We start from the raw sequence: 20196 nt of genomic DNA, 5'->3' as shown, positions 1-20196 counted from the left end.
GCGGATCGGCACCAGCCTGGGCTGCTGTTGTACCGGGGTAGCCAGCAATTTGGCAACTGCGACAACCGCAACGGCAAGGGCGGCTAAAAGTAGGATTTGCATGGTGTGACTCCCCGTAACAGATTGAGGCGTGTTTCGGATCAGGGTTGTGGCCTCTGACTTCATTCTGGGCTACAACCTGCCTCGGACTCAAGGGAAAAGTTATGTCCCAACGTTAAATTTTCAAGCGCGCGCGGCAGTTTTTTTCAAATTGCGCATCGCCTGGTCCAAACCGCCCAGCGTCAGCGGGTGCATGCGCTGCGCCATCAGCTGCCGCAGCATGCCTACCGACTGGGTGTGGTTCCAGTAGTCTTCGCTCAGAGGGTTGAGCCAGACCGCATGCTTGAAGTGCTCGAGCAGACGCCTAAGCCAGGTTTCGCCGGACTCCTCATTCATGTGCTCGACACTGCCGCCCGGGAAGGCGATCTCGTATGGGCTCATGCTGGCGTCGCCGACGAAGATCAGCTTGTAATCGTTGCCGAAGGTGTGGATCAGGTCCCAGGTGTCGAGGCGTTGGCTCTGGCGGCGGTTGTTGTCCTTCCATACCGACTCATAGACGCAGTTGTGGAAATAGAAGTACTCCAGATGCTTGAATTCGGCCTTTGCCGCGGAAAACAATTCCTCGCAGGCGCGGATGTGGTCGTCCATCGAGCCGCCGACATCGAACAGTACCAGCACCTTGACGCTGTTGTGCAGCTCGCGCCGCATCTTCAGGTCCAGCATGCCGGCCTTGCGGGCGGTGGCGGCGATGGTGGCGTCCAGATCCAGCACTTCCTCGGCGCCGTCGCGGGCGAATTCGCGCAGCCGGCGTAGCGCCAGCTTGATGTTGCGGGTGCCCAGCTCCACCTTGTCGTCGAAGTTGCGGAATTCGCGTTGGTCCCAGACTTTCACCGCGCGGCGATGGCGCGACTGGTGCTGGCCTATCCGTATCCCTTCCGGGTTGTAGCCGAAGGCGCCGAACGGACTGGTGCCGCCGGTGCCTATCCACTTGTTGCCGCCCTGGTGGCGCTCCTTCTGTTCCTCCAGGCGCTGGCGCAGGGTTTCCATCAGCTTGTCCCAGCCCATGACCTGCAGTTTCCGCTTTTCCTCGTCGCTCAGGTGCTTCTCCGCCTGCTTGCGCAACCAGTCTTCCGGAATGGCGCGCTGCAGGTCTTGCAGCGCCGTTTCCAGGCCTTTGAAATGCTGGCCGAAGACTTGATCGTAGCGGTCGAAGTACTTCTCGTCCTTGACCAGCGCGGTCCGCGCCAGATAGTAGAAATCGTCCAGATTGCCAAAGGCGACATTGAGCCGCAAGGCTTCCAGCAGCGTGAGAAATTCTTTCAGGGTGACCGGCAGGCCGGCGGCGCGCAAGGCATAGAAGAAGTCGATGAACATGATGAACCGGCGAGGTGACAGCGGGATTGGCGGGTGCTAATCTTGCCTAGAGCCCAGGCTCTAAACATTTGTTTGGCTACTACTAAAAGGATAATACTATGGACGCCATCAAAATGCCCGCACAAGAGGAAAGCTCGCTGATCGAGTCTTTCGACCGGCTCAAATCGATCGCCCGGGCGACGCCCTACCCAGCGCTGGAGATGCGCCGCTCGTGGCTCGACAGCCTGGAGCGGCTGATCCAGGAAAACCGCCAGGCGCTGATTGACGCCGTGCGGCAGGATTTTGGCCAGCGCAGCGCGGTGGAAACCCGGCTGGCCGAGCTGTTTCCGTCGCTGGAGGCGATACGCCATGCCCGGCGGCATCTGAGAGGCTGGATGCAGCCGCAGGGGCGCAAGGTGTCGCTCTGGTTCATGCCGGCCGCCGCCAGCGTGCTGCCGCAGCCGCTGGGGGTGGCGGGGGTGGTGGTGCCGTGGAACTATCCCTTGTTCCTGTCCTTTGGTCCGATTGTCGCCGCGCTGGCGGCCGGCAACCGGGTGATGGTCAAGATGTCCGAATACACTCCGGCTACCGGCGCCTTGCTGGAACGGTTGACGCGGCAATACTTTGGCCATGACGTGCTGGCCATCGTCAATGGAGGGCCTGAGTTGGGACAGGCTTTCACCCGCTTGCCGTTCGACCATCTGTTGTTCACCGGCTCCACCGCCGTGGGCCGCCATGTGATGCGCGCCGCGGCGGAAAACCTGACGCCGGTCACGCTGGAGCTGGGCGGCAAATCGCCGGCTCTGGTTGCGCGCGGCGCCGATCTGCGGCGCAGCGCCGAGGCTATCGTGGCCGGCAAGTTGATGAACGCCGGGCAGACCTGCGTGGCGCCGGACTACGTGCTGGTCAATGAAAAGGACTGCGGGCTGCTGCTGGACGAGATACGCGCCGCCGCCGCGCGCGCCTATCCGACGCTGGCGAACAATCCAAACTACAGCGCCATCATCAACGACCGGCACTACCAGCGGCTGCAGGACTGGCTGGAGGCCGCGCGACAGGCCGGCGCCAGGATTGACGCCATCAACCCTGCCAACGAGGATCTGGCCGCCAGCCGCAAGTTTCCGCTGACGCTGGTGCAGCGTTGCCCGGAGGGCTGCGCGTTGATGCAGGAAGAGATCTTCGGACCCATCCTGCCGGTCGTGGCCTACGACAAGTTCGACGAGGCGCTGGCCTATATCAACGCCCGTCCGAGGCCGCTGGCCCTGTACCTGTTCGACAACGACGCTCTGCGGGTGGAGCGCGTGCTCAAGGAAACGGTGTCCGGCGGGGTATGCGTCAACGACACCTTGCTGCACGTGGTTCAGGATGATTTGCCGTTTGGCGGCGTGGGTCCGTCGGGCATGGGGCATTACCATGCGAAGGAAGGCTTCCTGACCTTTTCCAAGCTCAAGCCGGTGCTTCGGCAAAGCCGCCTCTCCGGCAGTTGGCTCACCCGGCCGCCTTATGGCCGCGCGGTGGAGTTCCTGCTCAAGCTGATGTTGCGCCGCTGACATGCCAAGCCGCCGTCAACTCCTGAAAGCCGGCGCGCTGGGAAGCGCCGCCTTGCTGCTGGCAGGCTATTGGGCAAGCCCGCAGGTCGAACCGGACGGCGCCGGCGCTGCGGGTCCGTCTTTGAGCTGCCTGCGGCCGCAGGATGCGCTGATCCTGGCCGCTCTGGCGCCGGTGCTGCTGGGCTTGCCCGGGTTGCCTGTGGCGCAGGTGGTGGCGGGGGTGGACAAGGCTGTCGCCGGATTGCAGCCGGCGGTGCGCGGGGAGGTGCGCCAGTTGTTCGACCTGCTGGGCAACCGCTGGGCGCGCCGCTGGCTGGCCGGCATCCGTTCGCCCTGGCCATCGGCCGCGCCAGCGGAACTGGAGCGCTTTTTGCAGGATTGGCGCAACAGCCGCTTCCTTTTGCAGCGTAGCGCCTATCAGGGCCTGCACCTGCTGCTCAACGCCGCCTGGTATGGCAACCCGGCCAGTTGGGCGGCTGTGGGATATCGATTGCCGCCGGGCGTGGCGGAGATGCTGCCTTGAGCGGCAAGATACCCGATCCCATCCGCGCCGGCCTCGTCACCGGCTGGAAGGTGTTTGACGGCGCGGCGCAAGGCCAGGACTTGGCCTGGGACGCCGACGTCGTCGTCATCGGCAGCGGTGCCGGCGGCGCGGTGACCGCCGAGACGCTCAGCCAGGCCGGCCTGGACGTTCTGATCCTTGAGGAGGGCGGCCTGTACAGCTCAAGCGACTTCCGCATGCTGGAAGCCAAGGCATATTCGGAGCTATATCAAGATTCGGCTGCCCGCCAGACGGCGGACAAGGGCATCACCATTCTGCAGGGCCGCGCGGTGGGCGGCGGCACCACGGTCAACTGGACCAGCAGCTTCCGCACCCCGCCGGACACCTTGCGCTGGTGGCAGGAGCGCTATGGCCTGGCGGAGCTGACGCCGGAAGCGATGCGGCCCTGGTTCGAGCTGGCGGAGGCCCGATTGGGCATTGCGCCATGGCAGCCGGAACCCAATGGCAACAATCTGGTGCTGGAGCGCGGTTGCCAGGCCTTGGGGCTGAGGCACGCGCGGATACGGCGAAATGTGAAGGGCTGCTGGAACCTGGGTTATTGCGGCATGGGTTGTCCGACCAATGCCAAGCAGTCGATGCTGGTCACCTGCATTCCACAGGCGCTGGCGCAGGGCGCCCGCTTGCTGGCGCGAGCCAAGGTGGAGCGGTTGCAGGCGGACCTGTCCAACAGCAGGATATTGCAGGTCCATGGCAGCCTGCTGGCCGCGGACGGCGTTTCCGTAACCGGCCGGCGTTTCGCGGTGCGCGCGCGCCATGTGGTGCTGGCCGCCGGCTCGATCGGCTCCCCGGCCATCATGCTGCGCAGCGGCCTGGCCGATTCCGCTGGGCTTACCGGCAAGCGCACCTTTCTGCATCCGGTCGCCTTAAGCGCGGCTTTGATGCCGGAGCTGATCGAGCCCTTCAACGGGGCGCCGCAAACCGTCTATTCCGATCATTTCATGCATACCCAGTCGCTGGACGGGCCGTTGGGGTTCAAGCTGGAGGTGCCGCCCATCCATCCCTTGCTGGCCAGCGTCACCTTTCCCGGCTTTGGCCATCGGCAGGCTTTGCTGCTCAAGGGATTGCCGCATCTGCATGCGACCTTGGCCTTGTTGCGCGACGGTTTTCATCCGGACAGCCAGGGCGGCGAAGTCCGTCTGCGCGGCGATGGCTCGCCCTTGCTGGATTATCCGCTGAACGACGTGGTCTGGGACGGGGTGTACCGCAGCTGGCTGGCGATGGCGGAATTGCAATTCGCAGCCGGCGCCAGCCAGGTGATGCCGCTGCATGAGCGGGCGGAGCCGGCGGACAGCTGGCGGCAGGCCCGAGCGATGATAGAAGGCCTGCCCTTGCAGGCGCTGCAGGCTAAATTGGTCAGCGCGCACGTGATGGGCGGCATGGCGATGAGCGACGATCCCAGCCGCGGAGTGGTGGACGACTTTGGCCGGCACTGGCTGTGGCGCAATCTCAGCGTCATCGACGGCTCGATCTTCCCGACCAGCGTCGGCGCCAATCCGCAGCTGTCGATCTACGCTTTCGCCTGGCGCGCCGCCAGCGAGCTGGCCCGCCAGTTGGCGCGCCCCGGCTGACTCCGGCGCTACCCCTTGGTTTGCTGGCGCAGCTGCGTGATGGCGACGACTACGGCGCTGGATGCCACCGTGTAGGCGCTGTCTTCCAGCGCGGCTTCAGCCTGCTGGAATTGTTTCTGGTTGATCATCCGGGCGATCCTGGCGGCCTCGAGATGGAACATGGCGTGGCGGCTGAGGCAGGTCTGGAACACGCTGAGGTTGCCGAAGCGGCTCAGCCCGGGACCGTGCAGCCATTTTCCCAGCTCGCAGCAATCGTCGCGGGCGATGCTGTCCGCGTCCATGCTCTCTTGTCTGAAAATCGCCTCCCTGAACCGGTTTTTCCATTCCGTATGCCTGACCAAGGCTTGTTCCAGATCCATGACTTCCTCAACCCAATCCAATTGGAACGGCGTCCTGAGAGCGAATGTGCTGCAGCAGGAATGAGTGATATTCATTCGAAATAAATGCTTTGAGTGAACTGTCTTGTTAGGATTATTTATAGGTAGACTAAGTGAATTCACTTAGCAAGGCGGGGGAGGCGCGGCCCCCGCAATGTAACGGGCGCCGCGGAATGGGGGAAGTCACCGCGGCGTCAGCCGCGGGGTCCGTCGACAGGCGGGGCGGTTTCGATTTCCGTCTGGGCGGCGGGTGGCGGTGGCGGCAGGAAAAAACCGAGCGGGTGACGGATGAAGCGCTTGGCCAGAATGGGGATCAGAGGCAGCAGCAGCGAGCCTGACAGCTTGCGCGAGCGCAGCGCCACCCACAGGGCCATGAAGAAGCTAACGCCCAGATTCACCACGCCCACCAGTGCCACGCCTGCGCAGGCCAGCAGGACGGTGCCCATCGGCAGCTGGAAGTCCAGCGCCACGCTGGCGAAGGCCAGGTTGGCCGATGAGAAGGTGATATGGCGGATGTCCAGCGGCAGGCCGAGTATGGTGCCCACGGTGCCGGTCAGGCCGAGGAACATGCCGAAGTAGAAGTTGCCGGCCAGCGCGCCCAGATTGTGCTCGACGTAGTTGCCAAGGCGCCAGGCGCGATTTTCGCCCAGCAACTTGCGCAGCAGGCGGTGGTTGGCGATGCGCTCAGGAATGCGCCGGTAGACCGCCTTGTTGTCGTAATAGCCGGCAATCAGGCCGGACAGGAACAGGAATATTCCGGCGATGGCGGCGTGGGGCAGGGCCAGGCTGTGAATGGGATCGATCTCGTGCAGCAGCTTCTGCGCCTTGGCGGCATCCACCACCGGCGAGCCGAACAACCCATGCCAGGCGAAGGCGATCAACCCCGCGGTGGGAATGGCCAGCAGCACGTTGCCGAGGATGGCGACGAACTGGGTGCGCACCACTTTGACGATCAGATCGGCCAACTGCTCCAGCTGCTTTTTGCGGCCGTGCTGTTCGTGCAGCACCGCCGCCAGCCGCGCCGCGGTCATCGCCGGCTGCTTGGTGGCGATGGTGAAGTGCAGGATCTGCACAATGATGAAGCCTATCGCGTAATTGAGCCCGAAGGCGATGCCCTCCCACAGCAGCGGCAGATGGCCGCGCGCCAGCATCAGTTTGATCAGCGCCATGAAGCCGACGATCAGCCCGGCGCCCATCGCCGCGCGGCCCATCTGCGACCAGTCGCGGCGGTCTTCCGCGATGTAGTGCTCGCCGTGGCGGCCGGCGTGTTCTGTGACTTGCAGCGCGAGGAGCTCGGTGTTGGACTTGAACAGGTCGCGCAGGCTGTACTTGCGGTTTTCCGCGCGGGCGAAGTCCACCAGCAGCCGGAACAGCTGCGGCTGTCCGGCCGGGTCGTGCTCCGGAGACAGAAGCTCCAGCAGCGCGCGCAGCCGTTCTATGCTCTGCGCCAGCCGCAGGCCGTGATAGGTGAGACTGACCGAAATGCCGTAGCGCGCGGCGTTCTTGCGCACCTTGCCCAGGATGGCCTCGCACTGCTCCAGCAGCACCAGCACCTGTTTTTCGTCTTCTGGCGGCGTGCTTGCGTCCGTCAGCGCCTGGCGGTAGCTGTCGACATAACGCTGCACCTCGGCGCTCAGGTGCATGAAGGGCGAGGCGAAGCGCTCCACCTCAGGGCACACCCTCACCAGCTCCGGTTCCAGGCCAATGGCGGTGATGCGCGCCGACAGCACCTGCACCGACTCCAGCAATTGCAGCCGGGTTTGGCGCTCGCTGTCCTGCTGCGGGCCTTCCGGCCAGGCCATCGCCCGCCACAGTCCGTGCCAGGTGGCATCGGGAATGGCCGCCAGCCATTGGTAATCGTGCTTGTGGTTGAACAGCAGGCCGAAGCGGTCACGCAGCGAGTCCGGATTGTAGGGCATAGGCAGCGCCCTTTCGCCCAGCCTTCTCAGCAGCGTGGTGCCGAAGCCATCGTTGGCCAGAATGCCGGCCTCGGTGTACAGCGGAATCTGTCGGCTTTCCGCCAGCAGGGTGCACAAGGCCTGGCGCAGCGCCTGGCGGTATTCGGGGTGATGTTCCAGCAGGAAGGACAGCGCTTGCAGGTTGACGGTGGATTGCAGGGCGGGCTGGCCGTCGCCGGGCCGCAGCGCGGCCACCAGCAGGGCAAGCGTTTCGGTCTTGCCGGGCTCTTGGCAGAGCTGGCGCAAAGAGGACTCCAGGTCGGGAGTGGCGTGTTCTGTCATGGTTTACCAGGTTGGGCGCGCCGGAATGCGCGGACATGGGAGGATTGCTACCATTTTAAGGCATTTACCTGGTTGGCGGCGGCGCACTTTGGCGCCGGGGCGCGTGGCGGCAGACGATTGACACCTTACTAACCAGTAAGTAGAGTGATTCGATGAATAATGGTTCCGATAGCAAGAACGACACCCGCAAACGCATACTCGACCTGGCCGAGGAGCTGCTGTTGACGCGTGGTTTCAATGGCTTCAGCTATCAGCACATCAGCAGCGCGCTGGGTGTGCGCAATGCGGCCATCCACTACCATTTTCCCAAGAAAAACGATTTGGGGGTGGCGCTGATCCAGCGTTACCGCCGCCGTTTCCTGCGCTTTACCGAACAGCAGGCGGATTGGGACGCGCCGCGCAGGCTGGAGAGCTACTTCGGCCTGTCGGATCAGTATTTCCAGCAGCACAAGCAGATCTGTCCCAGCGGCATACTCAGCACCGAATTCCAGACCCTGCCGGAAGACATGCAGCAGGAGGCGTCGGCCTTCATCGACGAGATGCGCCAGTGGGCGGTGGCCATTGTCCGCCTGGGGCGCGAGACCGGAATGATGGCCTATCCCGGCACGCCGGAGGCGGTGGGCATGATGCTGTTTTCCGCGCTGCAAGGGGGCTTGCAACTGGCGCGCATCGATGCCGACGCGCTGCCGCTGCTCAAGCGGCAGGTCAGGGCGACGCTAGGCCTGATCGAATCATAACGACACAAAGAACAATGAAGAACAATATAGAGGGGTTAACATGGAATATCGCAAGAACAGCATGAGCCGGATCGCCGACAAGGTGGGGCGTTTGCCGGTGGCTTGCCGCCGGCCAGTATTGTCGATGATGTTCGGCAAGATCGTGCCTTTCCTGTCCACCGCCGGGCTGCGTTTCGAGGAGGTGGGCCACGACAGGCTGACCGTCTCCATCCGCAACCGCAAGAAGGTGCAGAACCACATTCGCGGCGTGCATGCGGCGGCAATGGCGCTGTTGGCGGAAACTTCCACCGGCTTTGTGGTCGGCATGAACATGCCGGACGACAAGCTGATGCTGCTCAAGTCGATGAAGGTGAACTACGTCAAGCGTTCGCAAGGCGATATGCGGGCGGTGGCCAGCCTGACGCCGCAGCAGATCCAGCAGATGTACGAGCAGGAAAAGGGCGAAGTGCTGGTGGAGGTGCTGGTCACCGACGACTCCGGCGAATCCCCCATCGTCTGCGAGATGCTGTGGGCCTGGATTCCCAAGAAACGTCCGGAGGAGAGCGCGGCATGATTTCCCTGCAAACCCTGACCGTCGAGTTGAACGACAAGGTGGCCCTGTTGCGCTTCAACCGCGCCGACAAGGCCAATGCGTTTAACCAGCAGATGTGGCAGGACTTGCGCAGCGCGCTGGACTGGGCGGATGGCGAGAGCGGCGCGCGGGCGGTGGTGCTCGCCGGTCACGGCAAGCATTTCTGTTCCGGCATAGATTTGTCCATGCTGATCGGCCTGCAGTCGGCGATCGCCGACGAGTGCGAGGGCCGCAAGCGCGATAAGCTGCGCCGACTGATTCTTGATCTGCAGGACTGTGTGACCAGCCTGGAGCGCTGCCGCAAACCGGTGATCGCGGCCATCCATGGCGCCTGCCTGGGCGGCGGATTGGATATCGCGCTGGCGGCGGATTTCCGTTTCGCTTCGGTGGACGCGGTATTCGGCGTGCGTGAAGTGGACATCGGCATGGTGGCGGATGTCGGCTCGCTGCAGCGTCTGCCGCGGGTGGTGGGCGAGGGCGTGGCGCGCGAGCTGGCGCTGACCGGCCGCGATATGGTGGCTGAAGAGGCGCTGGAGGCGCGCCTGGTCAACCGCGTGCTGCCGGATGCCGAGAGCGTGTTGGCGGCGGCCTTGCAAAGCGCTAGGCTGATCGCCGGCAAATCGCCGCTGGCGGTGCGCGGCAGCAAGGAAGTGCTCAACTACAGCCGCGACCATAGCGTGGCCGACGGCCTGCAGTTTGTCGCCGGCTGGAATGCGGCGATGCTGATTTCGGAAGATATCCAGAAGGCCGGCATGGCCGCAATGATGAAGCAGGAAGTGAGCTTCCGCGATTGAGCTTGATCGCCCGCCGCGAGGCGGGAAGCAAAAAGAGGCGCCAAAGGCGCCTCTTTATTTGCGGACGGGGGCGGAGCGCTTACTTGGCGTCGCCGCCCACGGTGGACACCACTTCCCACTTGCCGTTCTTCACCTGGTACACGGTGACGGCGCCGTTCTTGATGTCGCCCTTGTCGTCGAAGGCGATCTTGCCGGTCACGCCGGTGTAGTCGGTCTTGCCGACTTCCGGCAGATAGACCTTGGGATCCGCCGACTTGGCGCGTTTCATCGCGTCCACCAGCACCATCACGGCGTCGTATTCGAACGGCGCGTAGATTTGCACGTCGGTGTTGAATTCCTTCTTGAACTTCTCGTCGAAGGCCTTGAATCCCGGCATCTTGTCGCGCGACACGCCGCAACTGGACGCGTATTGGCCATCGGAGGCGTCGCCGGCCAGTTTGATGAATTCAGGGGTTTGCCAGCCGTCGCCGCCCATCAGTTTGGCCTTGATCCCCAGGCGCTGCATCTGTTTGGCCAGCGGGCCTGCCTGCGCGTCCATGCCGCCGTAGAACACCAGATCGGGCTTGGCGGACTTGATGGAGGTGAGGATGGCGTTGAAGTCGGTGGCGGTGTTGTTGGTGAACTCGCGTTTCACCACTTCCGCGCCCTTGGCCTTCACGGCGCCTTCGAACTGGTCGGCCAGGCCCTGGCCGTAAGCGGTGCGGTCGTCGATGATGGCGATCTTCTTCGCCTTCAGCTCGCCGGCGGCGAACTCGCCCAGCGCCTTGCCCTGCTGCACGTCGTTGGCGATCACGCGGAAGGTGGTCTTGAAGCCCTGCTTGGTGTAATCGGGGTTGGTGGCGGACGGCGAAATCTGCGGGATGCCGGCGTCGGAGTAGATCTTGGAGGCCGGGATGGTGGTGCCGGAGTTCAGGTGCCCGACTACCCCGGCGACGCCGGCGTCAACCAGCCGCTGCGCGACCTGGGTGCCGATTTTCGGATCGCCCTGGTCGTCTTCCGACACCAGTTCGAACTTCGCTTTCTTGCCGCCGATTTCCACGCCCTGGGCGTTGAGATCTTCGATCGCCAGCTTGGCGCCGTATTCGTTGTCCTTGCCCAGGTGGGAGATCGGACCGGACATCGGCGATACCTGACCTATCTTGATGACGGCGGAATCGCCGCCGGCTGCGGCTTGCGCGGGAGCCGAGGAGGCCTGTCCCGAGGCCGGTTGCTCTTGCTTGCTGCAGGCCGTCATGGCAACGACGGCGGTAGCTATCAGGCTGAGGCGAGCATATTTGTTCATTGAGCGTTCCCCTGAATCTTATCTGCGTAGATTTTAGATGATCTCTTTGGTAAACCAACAACACCATTAAGAGGCTGTTAGTTGCAACTGATTATGGTGACCAGTTTGCAAGGGTGTCAATCTGGAATGGCGCTGACCCAATGAATATAGGACCATTATTTACATTTTGCGGCAAACAAGTTGAAAACGGGCGCATGGCCTGAATCGCCATGCGCCCGCCATCTTGGTAATTGGCTGTTTTTAAATATTTTTCCTGATTTTCAGGATGAGCTTGATGTCAGCTGGATGCCCCTTTTGCCTGGGCGCGGACCAATCGGCCGCGGCTATCTTCTGCCGGCTTTTCCAGCCAGCCTGCCAGATTGTCTTTTACAATTGTCGCAAGTGAGACTATCCATTGCGAGTCTTCATTCAGGCAGGGAATGTAGCGGAATTCGCCACCGCCATTGCTCAAAAAGGTTTCTTTGCCTTCCATGGCGATTTCCTCCAGCGTTTCCAGGCAGTCGCCGACAAAGCCCGGGCAGACGACATCGAGCTTGGCTGTTTTCGCCTTGCCCAGCTCGGTCAGCACGGCGCTGGTGTAGGGCTGCAGCCATTCGGTGCGGCCGAAGCGGCTTTGGAAACTGATGACATATTGATCCGCCTGCAGGCGCAGGGCCTCGGCCAGCAGGCGTCCGGTTTTCTGGCACTCGCAGTAATAGGGGTCGCCCTTGTCGCGGGTGAAGCGCGGCACGCCGTGGAAGCTCATCACCAGCTTGTCCGGCTGCTGGCCGTATTGCCAGTGCTGACGGATTCTGGCCGCCAGCGAGTCGATATAGCCTGGGTCGTCGTGGAAATGGCGCACCGTGCGCACTTCCGGCATATTGCGCAGGCGCGTCAGCACCCGGAACGCCTCGTCCAGCGCGGTGGCGCTGGACGAGGCGGCGTACTGCGGATAGAGCGGGATCAGCAGCAGCCGCTCCACGCCCTGGGCGCGCATCTTGCCTATCACGTCCTCGATGCTAGGCTGGCCGTAGCGCATGGCGAAGTCCACCACCAGGTCCTTCAATCCCATCTCGCCCAACTGTCCCTGCAGCAGCTTGGCCTGGCTGCGGGTATGCACCAGCAGCGGCGAGCCCTCCTTGGTCCAAATGCTGGCGTACTTGCGCGCCGATTTGGCCGGGCGGGTGCGCAGGATGATGCCGTTGAGGATCAGCCACCATGGCAGGCGCGGAATCTCGATCACGCGTGGGTCGGACAGGAATTGCTTGAGATAGGGGCGCAGCGCCTGCGCGGTGGGGGCGTTGGGCGTGCCCAGGTTGATCAGCAGCACGCCGGTTTTCGCGGCGTAGTCGTGCTTGATCGGCGGTTCTGGCAGATAGCGGGGCATGGCCATCCTTTTATGATCGGTAAACGGGCACCGCGGCCGCGATGCCCGTGGACTTAGTCTTCTCTGGCAGGGGCCAGTACGGTGCGGTTGCCGTTGTTCTCCATAGCCGACACCAGGCCGGCGGCTTCCATCTGCTCGATCAGGCGCGCGGCGCGGTTATAGCCTATGCGCAGATGGCGCTGCACCGACGAGATGGAGGCCTTGCGGGTTTTCACTACGATGGCCACCGCCTCGTCGTACAGGGGGTCGGACTCGCCGCCGGCTTCGCCATCCAGGCTGACGCCGCCGGCGTCGTCGCCGTCGGCCTGGCCGCTCAGGATGCCTTCTATGTAGTTGGGCTCGCCGGTGGTCTTGAGGAACTCCACCACATGATGGACCTCCTCGTCGGAGACGAAGGCGCCGTGCACGCGGTTGGGGTAGCCGGTGCCCGGCGGCAGAAAGAGCATGTCGCCCTGGCCCAGCAGCGCCTCCGCGCCCATCTGATCGAGAATGGTGCGGCTGTCTATCTTGCTGGACACCTGGAAAGCGATGCGCGTCGGGATGTTGGCCTTGATCAGTCCGGTGATCACGTCCACCGACGGCCGCTGGGTAGCCAGGATCAAATGGATGCCGGCGGCGCGGGCCTTCTGCGCCAGGCGGGCGATCAGTTCTTCAATCTTCTTGCCGGCCACCATCATCAGGTCGGCCAGCTCGTCTATCACCACTACCACCAGCGGCAGCGTATCGAGCGGTTCGGGCGTCTCCGGCGTCAGGCTGAACGGGTTGGGGATTTTCTCGCCGGCCTTGTCGGCGTCCTTGATCTTCTGGTTGAAGCCGGCCAGATTGCGCACGCCCAGTTTGGACATCAGCTTGTAGCGCCGTTCCATCTCGCCCACGCACCAGCTGAGGGCGTTGGCCGCCTGCTTCATGTCGGTGACTACCGGCGCCAGCAGGTGCGGGATGCCTTCGTATACCGACAACTCCAGCATTTTCGGGTCTACCATGATCAGGCGGACATCCTTGGGCGTGGCCTTGTACAGCAGCGACAGGATCATCGCGTTGATCGCCACCGACTTGCCGGAACCGGTGGTGCCGGCCACCAGCACGTGCGGCATCTTGGCCAGGTCGGCGGACACCGGCTGGCCGGCGATGTCCTTGCCGAATGCGATGGTGAGTTTGGAGGCCATGTTCTGGTAGCCGTCCGAGCCGATGATCTCGGTCAGACGCACGATCTGGCGTTTGGGATTGGGCAATTCCAGGCCCATATAGGTTTTGCCGGGTATGGTTTCCACCACCCGGATGGAAACCAGCGACAGCGCGCGCGCCAGGTCCTTCATCAGGTTGACGATCTGCGCGCCTTTCACGCCGATCGCGGGCTCGATCTCGTAACGGGTGATAACCGGGCCGGGATAGGCGGCGATCACTTTGACGTCCACGCCGAAGTCGGCCAGCTTGCGCTCGATCAGGCGGGAGGTGTATTCCACGGTGTCCTGCGATACCGGCTCCTGCTGCTCCTTGGCGGCGTCCAGCAGGCTGAGGCCGGGCAGGGCGGCGTCTTTGGGATCGGCGAACAGAGACTGCTGCACCGGCTTGTGCGCCTTGGCCGATACCGGTACCTCCAGCACCGGCGGTTCGATGCGCACCGGCGTGGTTTCCTCGATCTTCTTCTTGGCGACGGAGACTTTCTCTTCGCGCTTTTGCGCGATTTCCTTGCCGATCTCGCGGTCCTTCCTCGCCTGCCAGCCTTGCCACAGGCGCAACGCGCCGTCTTCCAGCGCCGCGCCGATGCGTTCCATCAGGTCCAGCCAGGACAGGCCGGTGAACAGCGAGAAACCTATGGCGGACAATACGCCCAACAACAGATAGGCGCCGGACAGCCCCAGCCCGTGCGAGATGCCTTTGCCGATGAAGTGGCCCAGCATGCCGCCGGCTTCCAGCGGCAGCGTCACCGCCTTGCCTTCCAGCACGATGGCTTCGAAGCTGGCGCTGGACAACAGCAGCAGAAAGAATCCGCCCACCGCCGCCATGGTGATGGGGCTGAACTTGAAGCCCAGCGATTCCATGCGGCGGTAGCCCCAGGCTATCGCCACCAGGCAAAACACCACCAGCCACCAGGCTGACAGGCCGAAGACGTAGAGCAGCATGTCCGACAGCCAAGCGCCGAAAGCGCCGCCGTAATTGCGCACGGTAGGGTCGGAGGAGCTATGGGACCATGACGGGTCGAGCGGGGAGTAGCTGGCCAATACCAGCACCAGATACACCGCCGCCACCGCCATCAGCAGCCACCAGGCTTCTCGCAGCAGGGCGGCCAGCTGCGGCGGCAGCGGCGTCTGGGTGTTCTTGACTACGGCTTTGCGCTTGAAAAATCGCATTTTTCTCATATTTGGCTATGACAGTCGCTGATTATAGCCTGATGTGCCGTGTTTCACCTCACCGAGGATGCAGAACCCCCAGGATTCGCGGGCCGGCGGCACCGGTGACGGCGGGCAGGTTGCCGGCGCGGCGCTGGTTGAAGCACCAGCCCAGCCAGGCAAAGGCGATGGCCTCTATCGACTGCGCCGGCAGGCCCAGCGCTTCTATCGGTGCAATGCGCTGACCGGCCAGCAGCCTGCCCAGTTCGGCCAGCAGCGCGCCGTTGCGCGCGCCGCCGCCGCAGACGTATACCGCCTGGTTGCCCGGGCAATGTCGAAGGATGGCGTCGGCGATGCTGCGCGCGCTCAAGGCGAGCAGGGTGGCCTGCACGTCCGCCGGGGCCGGCGCTTCGGCCTGCGTCGCCAGTTGCCGCGCCAGCCAGTTGTCGTCGAACAGGTCGCGGCCGGTGCTCTTGGGCGGCGGAGCCTGCAGATAGGGCTCGGCCAGCATGGATTGCAGCAGCGCCTGATCGGCCTGGCCGCTGGCGGCCCAGTGGCCATCGTCGTCGTAAGGCCGGCCGGTATGCCGCAGACTCCAGGCATCCATCAGCATATTGCCGGGGCCGCAATCGAAGCCTATCGCCTCCCGGCCCGGATGCAGCCGCGCCAGATTGCTGATGCCGCCTATATTGAGGATGACCCGGCGCTCGTCGGGAGAGGAAAACACGCCCCGCTGGAAGGCCGGCACCAGCGGCGCGCCATGGCCGCCAGCGGCCACGTCGCGGCTGCGGAAGTCGGCGATCACGTCGATGCCCGCCAGCTCCGCCAGCCGCGACATATTGCCCAGCTGGATGGTGTAGCCGGCGTGCGGTGCGTGGCGTATGGTCTGGCCATGGCAGGCGATGGCGTGGATGTCGGCCGGATGGTGGTCGGCGCTTTCCAGCAGCTCGCGCGCGGCGCTGGCGTAGATTTCCGCCAGACGATTCGCCAGCCGCGAGCTGCGGTCCAGCTCGTTGTCGCCGCACGGCTGCAGTGCCAGCACCTCGGCTTTCACCTCGTCCGGATAGGGGATGGCGTGATCGGCCAGCAGGGTCGGGCGGCCGGCGGCGTCGAAGCGCACCAGCACGGCGTCCACGCCGTCCAGGCTGGTGCCTGACATCATTCCAATATATAGGTCGCTCATCAGTCGATCTGCGCAACGTTGACCGGGATATTCTGCAACAGATCCAGCCGCGCGCTCAATTCCCGGCGCTTGGCGCCGAATTGGGCCAGCTGGGTCTTGCCGAGTCCGGGAGTGGGGAGGGCGTTGGTGGCGGGATCCACCGCCTGATCATTGATTCTAACCTCAAAATGCAGATGCGGCCCGGTGGCGCGGCCGGTGCTGCCGACATAGCCCAGCACATCGCCGGCCTTGACCTTGCCGCCGGCCTTGATGCCCTTGCCGAAAGCCCTCATGTGCGCGTAAAGCGTGGACAGTTTGGCGTTGTGGCGGATCATCACCACATTGCCGTAGCCGTTTTCGCGCGTCACCTTCACCAGCTCGCCATCGGCCGGAGCCACGATGGCCGTGCCGGCGCTGGCGGCGTAGTCTATGCCGGAGTGCATGCGCAACGCGTGCAGCACCGGATGCATGCGCAGGCCGAAGCCGGAGCTGATGCGCGCGCCGGCCACCGGCTGGCGGCTGAAGCCCTTTTTCACCGGCTTGCCGGCGGCATCGTAATAAGCGCCGCTTTCGCTGTCGTGGGCGAAATAGAAAGCCTGATGCAGCTTGCCCTGGCGTTCGATCGACACCGCCAGCAGATTGCCGCTGGCGATGGCGGCGCCGGCATAGACCATGGTTTCGTACACCAGGTTGATGCGGTCGCCGGGTTGCAGGCTGGATAGCTCGAACTGGTCGGCGAATACTTCTGACAACTGGTTGCGGATGTCGGCCGGCACTCGCGCGGCGGCCAGCTCCGCCGCCGCGCCGCCTTTCAGCGTGATGGAGCGCACGGTCTCCACGCTTTCCGCCGCGACCGGATCGGCGCTGGCCTGCCATTTGCCGTCGCGCTTTTCCAGCGCCACCAGCACTTGTTCGCCGTTGTCGTCGTCCTGCAGGAAGCGCAGGCCGAACAGCTCGCCGGCATCATTGGTCTGCACCGTCAGCGTGGCGCCGACCTTGAGCCTGAGCAGGTTCTTGGCCAGCGGGCTGGTATACAGGAAGGCGTTGGCTTCCTTGTCACGCACGCCGACGCGGTTGAGCACGCGGGCCACCGTGTCGCCGCGCTTGATGCTTTCATCGCGCCAGTAGCGGGTCTGGCTGTCGGCGAACTTGAATTGCGGCAGAGCCAGACGTTCGGTGATTTGTTGCCGCACCACTTCGGGCGCTCGGGTTTCCTTGGCCCCCACCGCCACGCCGAAGGCGGTGACGGTGCCCAGCATGGGCAGGCAGGCGGCGACGCCCAGCCAACTGAGGTGGTGGTTGATCAGCCGGGACGCGCACTTTTGCGGGATGTGTAGCAGTTTGCGATAATCCATCACTTTTCCGGGCAGGCTGCGGCCTGCCGTGCATAAATATTGATCAGTGGCTGGCGCCGTCGCATCGGCGGAGCCAGCGCCAAGCATGATTGATTGGGCGGGCGGCGCGATAGTTCCGGCAAAAGCGGTCAGTTTGCCGCAGAATGACGCACCCGCCAAATGCCCCATGGTCAAAATGACGGAAATCCGCAATCCATCTGACAAGAATATGAAATTAACCCTGTTGTTCCCCGGCCTGAGCTGGCTGGACGCGCATGATGGCGGCGAGGTGAGCAAGTCGCTGCCGTTGCCGGCTTTGCAGCAATTGCTGGGCAAAGGGCGCCTGTCTCGGCGGGAGCAGACCCTGTCGGCCTGCGTCGGGCGCTTGTGGGGCGGCGCGCCTGCCGGCCTGGCCGGCCTGGCGGCTTCGCAGGCCGGGCTGGCGGGCGAAGGCGAGTGGTTGTTCGCCGATCCGGTGCACTTGCGGGTGGATCGCGACCGCGCGCTGTTGGCCGATGTCGGCGTGATGCAGATCGCCATGGACGAGGCGCAAGCGCTGATCGACGCCCTCAACCGCCATTTCGGCGAGGATGGCCTGGCGTTCCATCCGCTGCGGCCGGGCCGTTGGCTGCTGAACGTGCAACAACCGCTGGCGGCGAGCTTTGATCCGTTGTGGGACGTGGTGGGAGAGGACATCAACCGCCACCTGCCGCAAGGCGAGCACGGCCTGGCCTGGAGCCGCATGTTGAACGAGCTGCAGATGCTGCTCTACACGCAGCCGCTCAACGATGAAAGGGAACTGCGCGGCGACCTGGCGATCAACAGCGTATGGCTGTGGGGCGAGGGCAGCGCGCCAGCCTGGAGCGCGCCAGCCCCCAGCCTGCTGGCCGACGACGAGACCTTGGCCTTGCTGGCCATGCGCAGCGGCATGGCGGTCGATTCCGCGCCTTTCGCCTTTGACGGCCTGCCGCTGGACGGCGACTGCCTGCTGATGCTGGACGCGCTGCAGGCCGCCGCGCAATACCGTGACGCCTGGGGCTGGCGCGAGGGACTGCAGCGGCTGGAGCGGGACTGGTTTGCGCCGTTGCTGCGCGCCGTGCGCCAGCGCCGGATAACCGAATTGAATCTGATCGCCACCGGTCCGGCCGGCTTCGAGCTGCAAGTGAAGCCCGCCGATCTGTGGAAATTCTGGAAACGCGCGCTGCCCTTGGCAGCGCTGTACTGAGAGCCTATGTCGCAGATCGTCACCCGTGAAGTTCCCGCGCCCTTGCAGCAGACGCTGCTGCAGCAAGGCCTTACTCCCCTGCAGGCCAGGCTGTACGCGGCGCGCGGCATCGCCGACAGCGCCGAGCTGGACTACGGCCTCAAGGGCCTGCTGCCATTCCAGAACCTGAAGAACGCCGAGGCGATGGCCTGCCGGCTGGCCGACGCCATCGCCGCCCGCCAGCGCCTCTTGGTGGTGGCGGATTACGACGCCGACGGCGCCACCGCCTGCGCGGTGGCGGTGAAGGGCCTGTCCGCGCTGGGCGCGGTGATAGATTTCATCGTGCCCAACCGCTTCGAGTACGGCTATGGCCTGACGCCGGAAATCGTCGAACTGGCGGCGCAGAAACGGCCGGATATCATCGTCACCGTCGACAACGGCATCGCCAGCGTGGCCGGCGTGGACGCGGCGCGCGCGCGCGGCATCGAGGTGCTGGTGACCGACCACCACCTGCCGGGCGACACGCTGCCGCAGGCGCTGATCGTCAATCCGAACCAGCCTGGCTGCGAGTTCCCGTCCAAGAACCTGGCCGGCGTCGGCGTGATGTTCTACGTGCTGATGGCCTTGCGCGCCGAAATGCGCCGGCGCGGCGCTTTCGCCGCGCAGCCCGAACCCAATCTGGGCGAATTGCTGGACCTGGTGGCGCTGGGCACGGTGGCAGACGTGGTGCGGCTGGACCGCAACAACCGCACGTTGGTGGAGAACGGCCTCAAGCGCATGCGCGCCGGGCGGATGGCGCCGGGCATCGCCGCGTTGTTCAAGGTGGCGGGGCGCGCCAGCTACAAGGCCAACACCTTCGATCTGGGCTTCACCCTGGGGCCGCGCCTCAACGCCGCCGGCCGGCTGGACGACATGAGCCTGGGCATCGCTTGCCTGCTGTCCGGCAGCGAGCAGCAGGCGATGATGCTGGCGCAGGAGCTGGACAAGCTCAACCGCGAGCGGCGCAGCATAGAGCACGGCATGCAGGACGAGGCGCTGGCGGTGCTGTCGTCCATCGATCCCGAACACCGTTATACCCTCACGCTGTATCGCGACGACTGGCACCAGGGGGTGGTGGGCATCGTCGCCTCGCGGCTGAAAGAGCGCTTCCACCGTCCGTCCATCGTGTTCGCCCCCGGCGACGAGGGCGAGATCAAAGGCTCCGGCCGCTCGATTCCCGGCTTCCACCTGCGCGACGCGCTGGACCTGGTCTACAAGCGCCATCCCGGGCTGATCCTCAAGTTCGGCGGCCACGCGATGGCGGCCGGCCTGACGCTGGACGAAAGCCGCTTCGGCGAATTCCAGCAGGCCTTCGAAGCGGTGGCCCAGCAGTTGCTGGACGAGAAGCAGCTGACCCGTACCATAGAAACCGACGGCAGCCTGCCGGCGCGCGAGCTGAGCCTGCAGCTGGCCGAGCAATTGGCGGCGGAAGTGTGGGGCCAGGGCTTCCCGGTGCCGTACTTCCACGACCAGTTCATGGTGGTGAATCAGAAGCTGGTGGGCGACAAGCACCTGAAGCTGCGGCTGGCGCGCGAAGGCCAGGAGTTCGACGCCATGCTGTTCAACCACGCCGACTGGCTGCCGGACCGCATCTCGGCGGTGTATCAGCTGATCGCCAATGAATGGCAGGGCCGCAAGGAGTTGCAGGTGTATCTGCAGCATTGGGCGGTGGTGTAAGGGAGCGGGAA

At 64.3% G+C, this 20196-nt stretch carries 16 protein-coding genes; 8 read left to right on the top strand and 8 right to left on the bottom strand.

What is annotated here, in order from left to right; genetic code table 11:
- Nucleotides 1–222: 222 nt before the first annotated feature.
- Nucleotides 223–1413 carry a vWA domain-containing protein gene (locus BI347_RS20240; protein WP_071113481.1) on the bottom strand — a complete coding sequence of 397 codons (1191 nt, stop codon included), beginning with the start codon at nt 1411–1413 and terminating at the stop codon, nt 223–225.
- 98 nt (nt 1414–1511) lie between these two features.
- Between BI347_RS20240 and BI347_RS20235 the strand changes: the two genes are divergently transcribed.
- The 3 genes from BI347_RS20235 to BI347_RS20225 are packed head-to-tail and all read left to right on the top strand — an operon-like array spanning nt 1512 to nt 5072.
- A complete protein-coding gene (locus BI347_RS20235; RefSeq protein WP_071116897.1) occupies nt 1512–2942 on the top strand; it encodes a coniferyl aldehyde dehydrogenase in 1431 nt (476 codons plus the stop codon).
- A gap of 1 nt (nt 2943) precedes the next feature.
- Nucleotides 2944–3465, top strand: coding sequence for a twin-arginine translocation signal domain-containing protein (locus tag BI347_RS20230; RefSeq protein ID WP_071116896.1), 522 nt, complete (start codon nt 2944–2946; stop codon nt 3463–3465).
- Nucleotides 3462–5072, top strand: a complete 1611-nt coding sequence (locus BI347_RS20225; RefSeq protein ID WP_071116895.1) for a GMC family oxidoreductase — start codon at nt 3462–3464, stop codon at nt 5070–5072. The genes BI347_RS20230 and BI347_RS20225 overlap by 4 nt, the downstream gene beginning before the upstream one ends.
- 8 nt (nt 5073–5080) lie before the next feature.
- Here the strand turns inward: BI347_RS20225 and BI347_RS20220 are convergent, their stop codons facing one another.
- On the bottom strand, nt 5081–5431 hold the full coding sequence (locus BI347_RS20220) for a CZB domain-containing protein (protein ID WP_071113478.1): 351 nt from the start codon (nt 5429–5431) through the stop codon (nt 5081–5083).
- 212 nt (nt 5432–5643) lie between these two features.
- Nucleotides 5644–7689: a site-specific recombinase gene (locus BI347_RS20215; protein ID WP_095210830.1), complete on the bottom strand. Its 2046-nt coding sequence runs from the start codon at nt 7687–7689 to the stop codon at nt 5644–5646.
- Nucleotides 7690–7841: 152 nt separating this feature from the next.
- Between BI347_RS20215 and BI347_RS20210 the strand changes: the two genes are divergently transcribed.
- From BI347_RS20210 to BI347_RS20200, 3 genes are read left to right on the top strand one after another with little or no spacing between them, the layout of a single operon-like run.
- Nucleotides 7842–8426 (top strand): TetR/AcrR family transcriptional regulator, encoded by a 585-nt coding sequence (locus BI347_RS20210; RefSeq protein WP_071113477.1) that lies wholly within the window; start codon nt 7842–7844, stop codon nt 8424–8426.
- A gap of 40 nt (nt 8427–8466) precedes the next feature.
- Nucleotides 8467–8979: a DUF4442 domain-containing protein gene (locus tag BI347_RS20205; protein ID WP_071113476.1), complete on the top strand. Its 513-nt coding sequence runs from the start codon at nt 8467–8469 to the stop codon at nt 8977–8979.
- Nucleotides 8976–9791, top strand: coding sequence for a crotonase/enoyl-CoA hydratase family protein (locus tag BI347_RS20200; RefSeq protein WP_071113475.1), 816 nt, complete (start codon nt 8976–8978; stop codon nt 9789–9791). The genes BI347_RS20205 and BI347_RS20200 overlap by 4 nt, the downstream gene beginning before the upstream one ends.
- A gap of 79 nt (nt 9792–9870) precedes the next feature.
- Here BI347_RS20200 and BI347_RS20195 read toward each other — a convergent pair whose 3' ends face one another.
- The 5 genes from BI347_RS20195 to BI347_RS20175 form a co-directional block, all read right to left on the bottom strand.
- Nucleotides 9871–11073, bottom strand: a complete 1203-nt coding sequence (locus BI347_RS20195; RefSeq protein ID WP_071113474.1) for a branched-chain amino acid ABC transporter substrate-binding protein — start codon at nt 11071–11073, stop codon at nt 9871–9873.
- Between the two features lie 277 nt (nt 11074–11350).
- A complete protein-coding gene (gene hemH, locus BI347_RS20190; protein ID WP_071116922.1) occupies nt 11351–12439 on the bottom strand; it encodes a ferrochelatase in 1089 nt (362 codons plus the stop codon).
- A 53-nt stretch (nt 12440–12492) separates the two neighbouring features.
- Nucleotides 12493–14790, bottom strand: a complete 2298-nt coding sequence (locus BI347_RS20185; protein WP_071116894.1) for a DNA translocase FtsK — start codon at nt 14788–14790, stop codon at nt 12493–12495.
- 58 nt (nt 14791–14848) lie between these two features.
- Nucleotides 14849–15952 (bottom strand): anhydro-N-acetylmuramic acid kinase, encoded by a 1104-nt coding sequence (locus BI347_RS20180; protein WP_071116893.1) that lies wholly within the window; start codon nt 15950–15952, stop codon nt 14849–14851.
- Nucleotides 15952–17286 (bottom strand): M23 family metallopeptidase, encoded by a 1335-nt coding sequence (locus BI347_RS20175; protein WP_071113529.1) that lies wholly within the window; start codon nt 17284–17286, stop codon nt 15952–15954. The genes BI347_RS20180 and BI347_RS20175 overlap by 1 nt, the downstream gene beginning before the upstream one ends.
- Before the next feature lie 208 nt (nt 17287–17494).
- Here BI347_RS20175 and BI347_RS20170 point away from each other — a divergent pair, with 208 nt between their 5' ends.
- Nucleotides 17495–18490 (top strand): hypothetical protein, encoded by a 996-nt coding sequence (locus tag BI347_RS20170; RefSeq protein ID WP_071113534.1) that lies wholly within the window; start codon nt 17495–17497, stop codon nt 18488–18490.
- A gap of 6 nt (nt 18491–18496) precedes the next feature.
- Entirely contained in the window at nt 18497–20185 is a 1689-nt protein-coding gene (gene recJ / locus BI347_RS20165; protein ID WP_071113528.1) for a single-stranded-DNA-specific exonuclease RecJ, read from the top strand.
- Nucleotides 20186–20196: the final 11 nt, after the last annotated feature.

It is taken from the genome of Chromobacterium sphagni, from assembly GCF_001855575.1.
GTDB lineage: Bacteria > Pseudomonadota > Gammaproteobacteria > Burkholderiales > Chromobacteriaceae > Chromobacterium > Chromobacterium sphagni.
The sequence above is the reverse complement of the archived record's forward strand: the minus strand, read 5'-3'. Positions and strand labels throughout refer to the sequence as shown.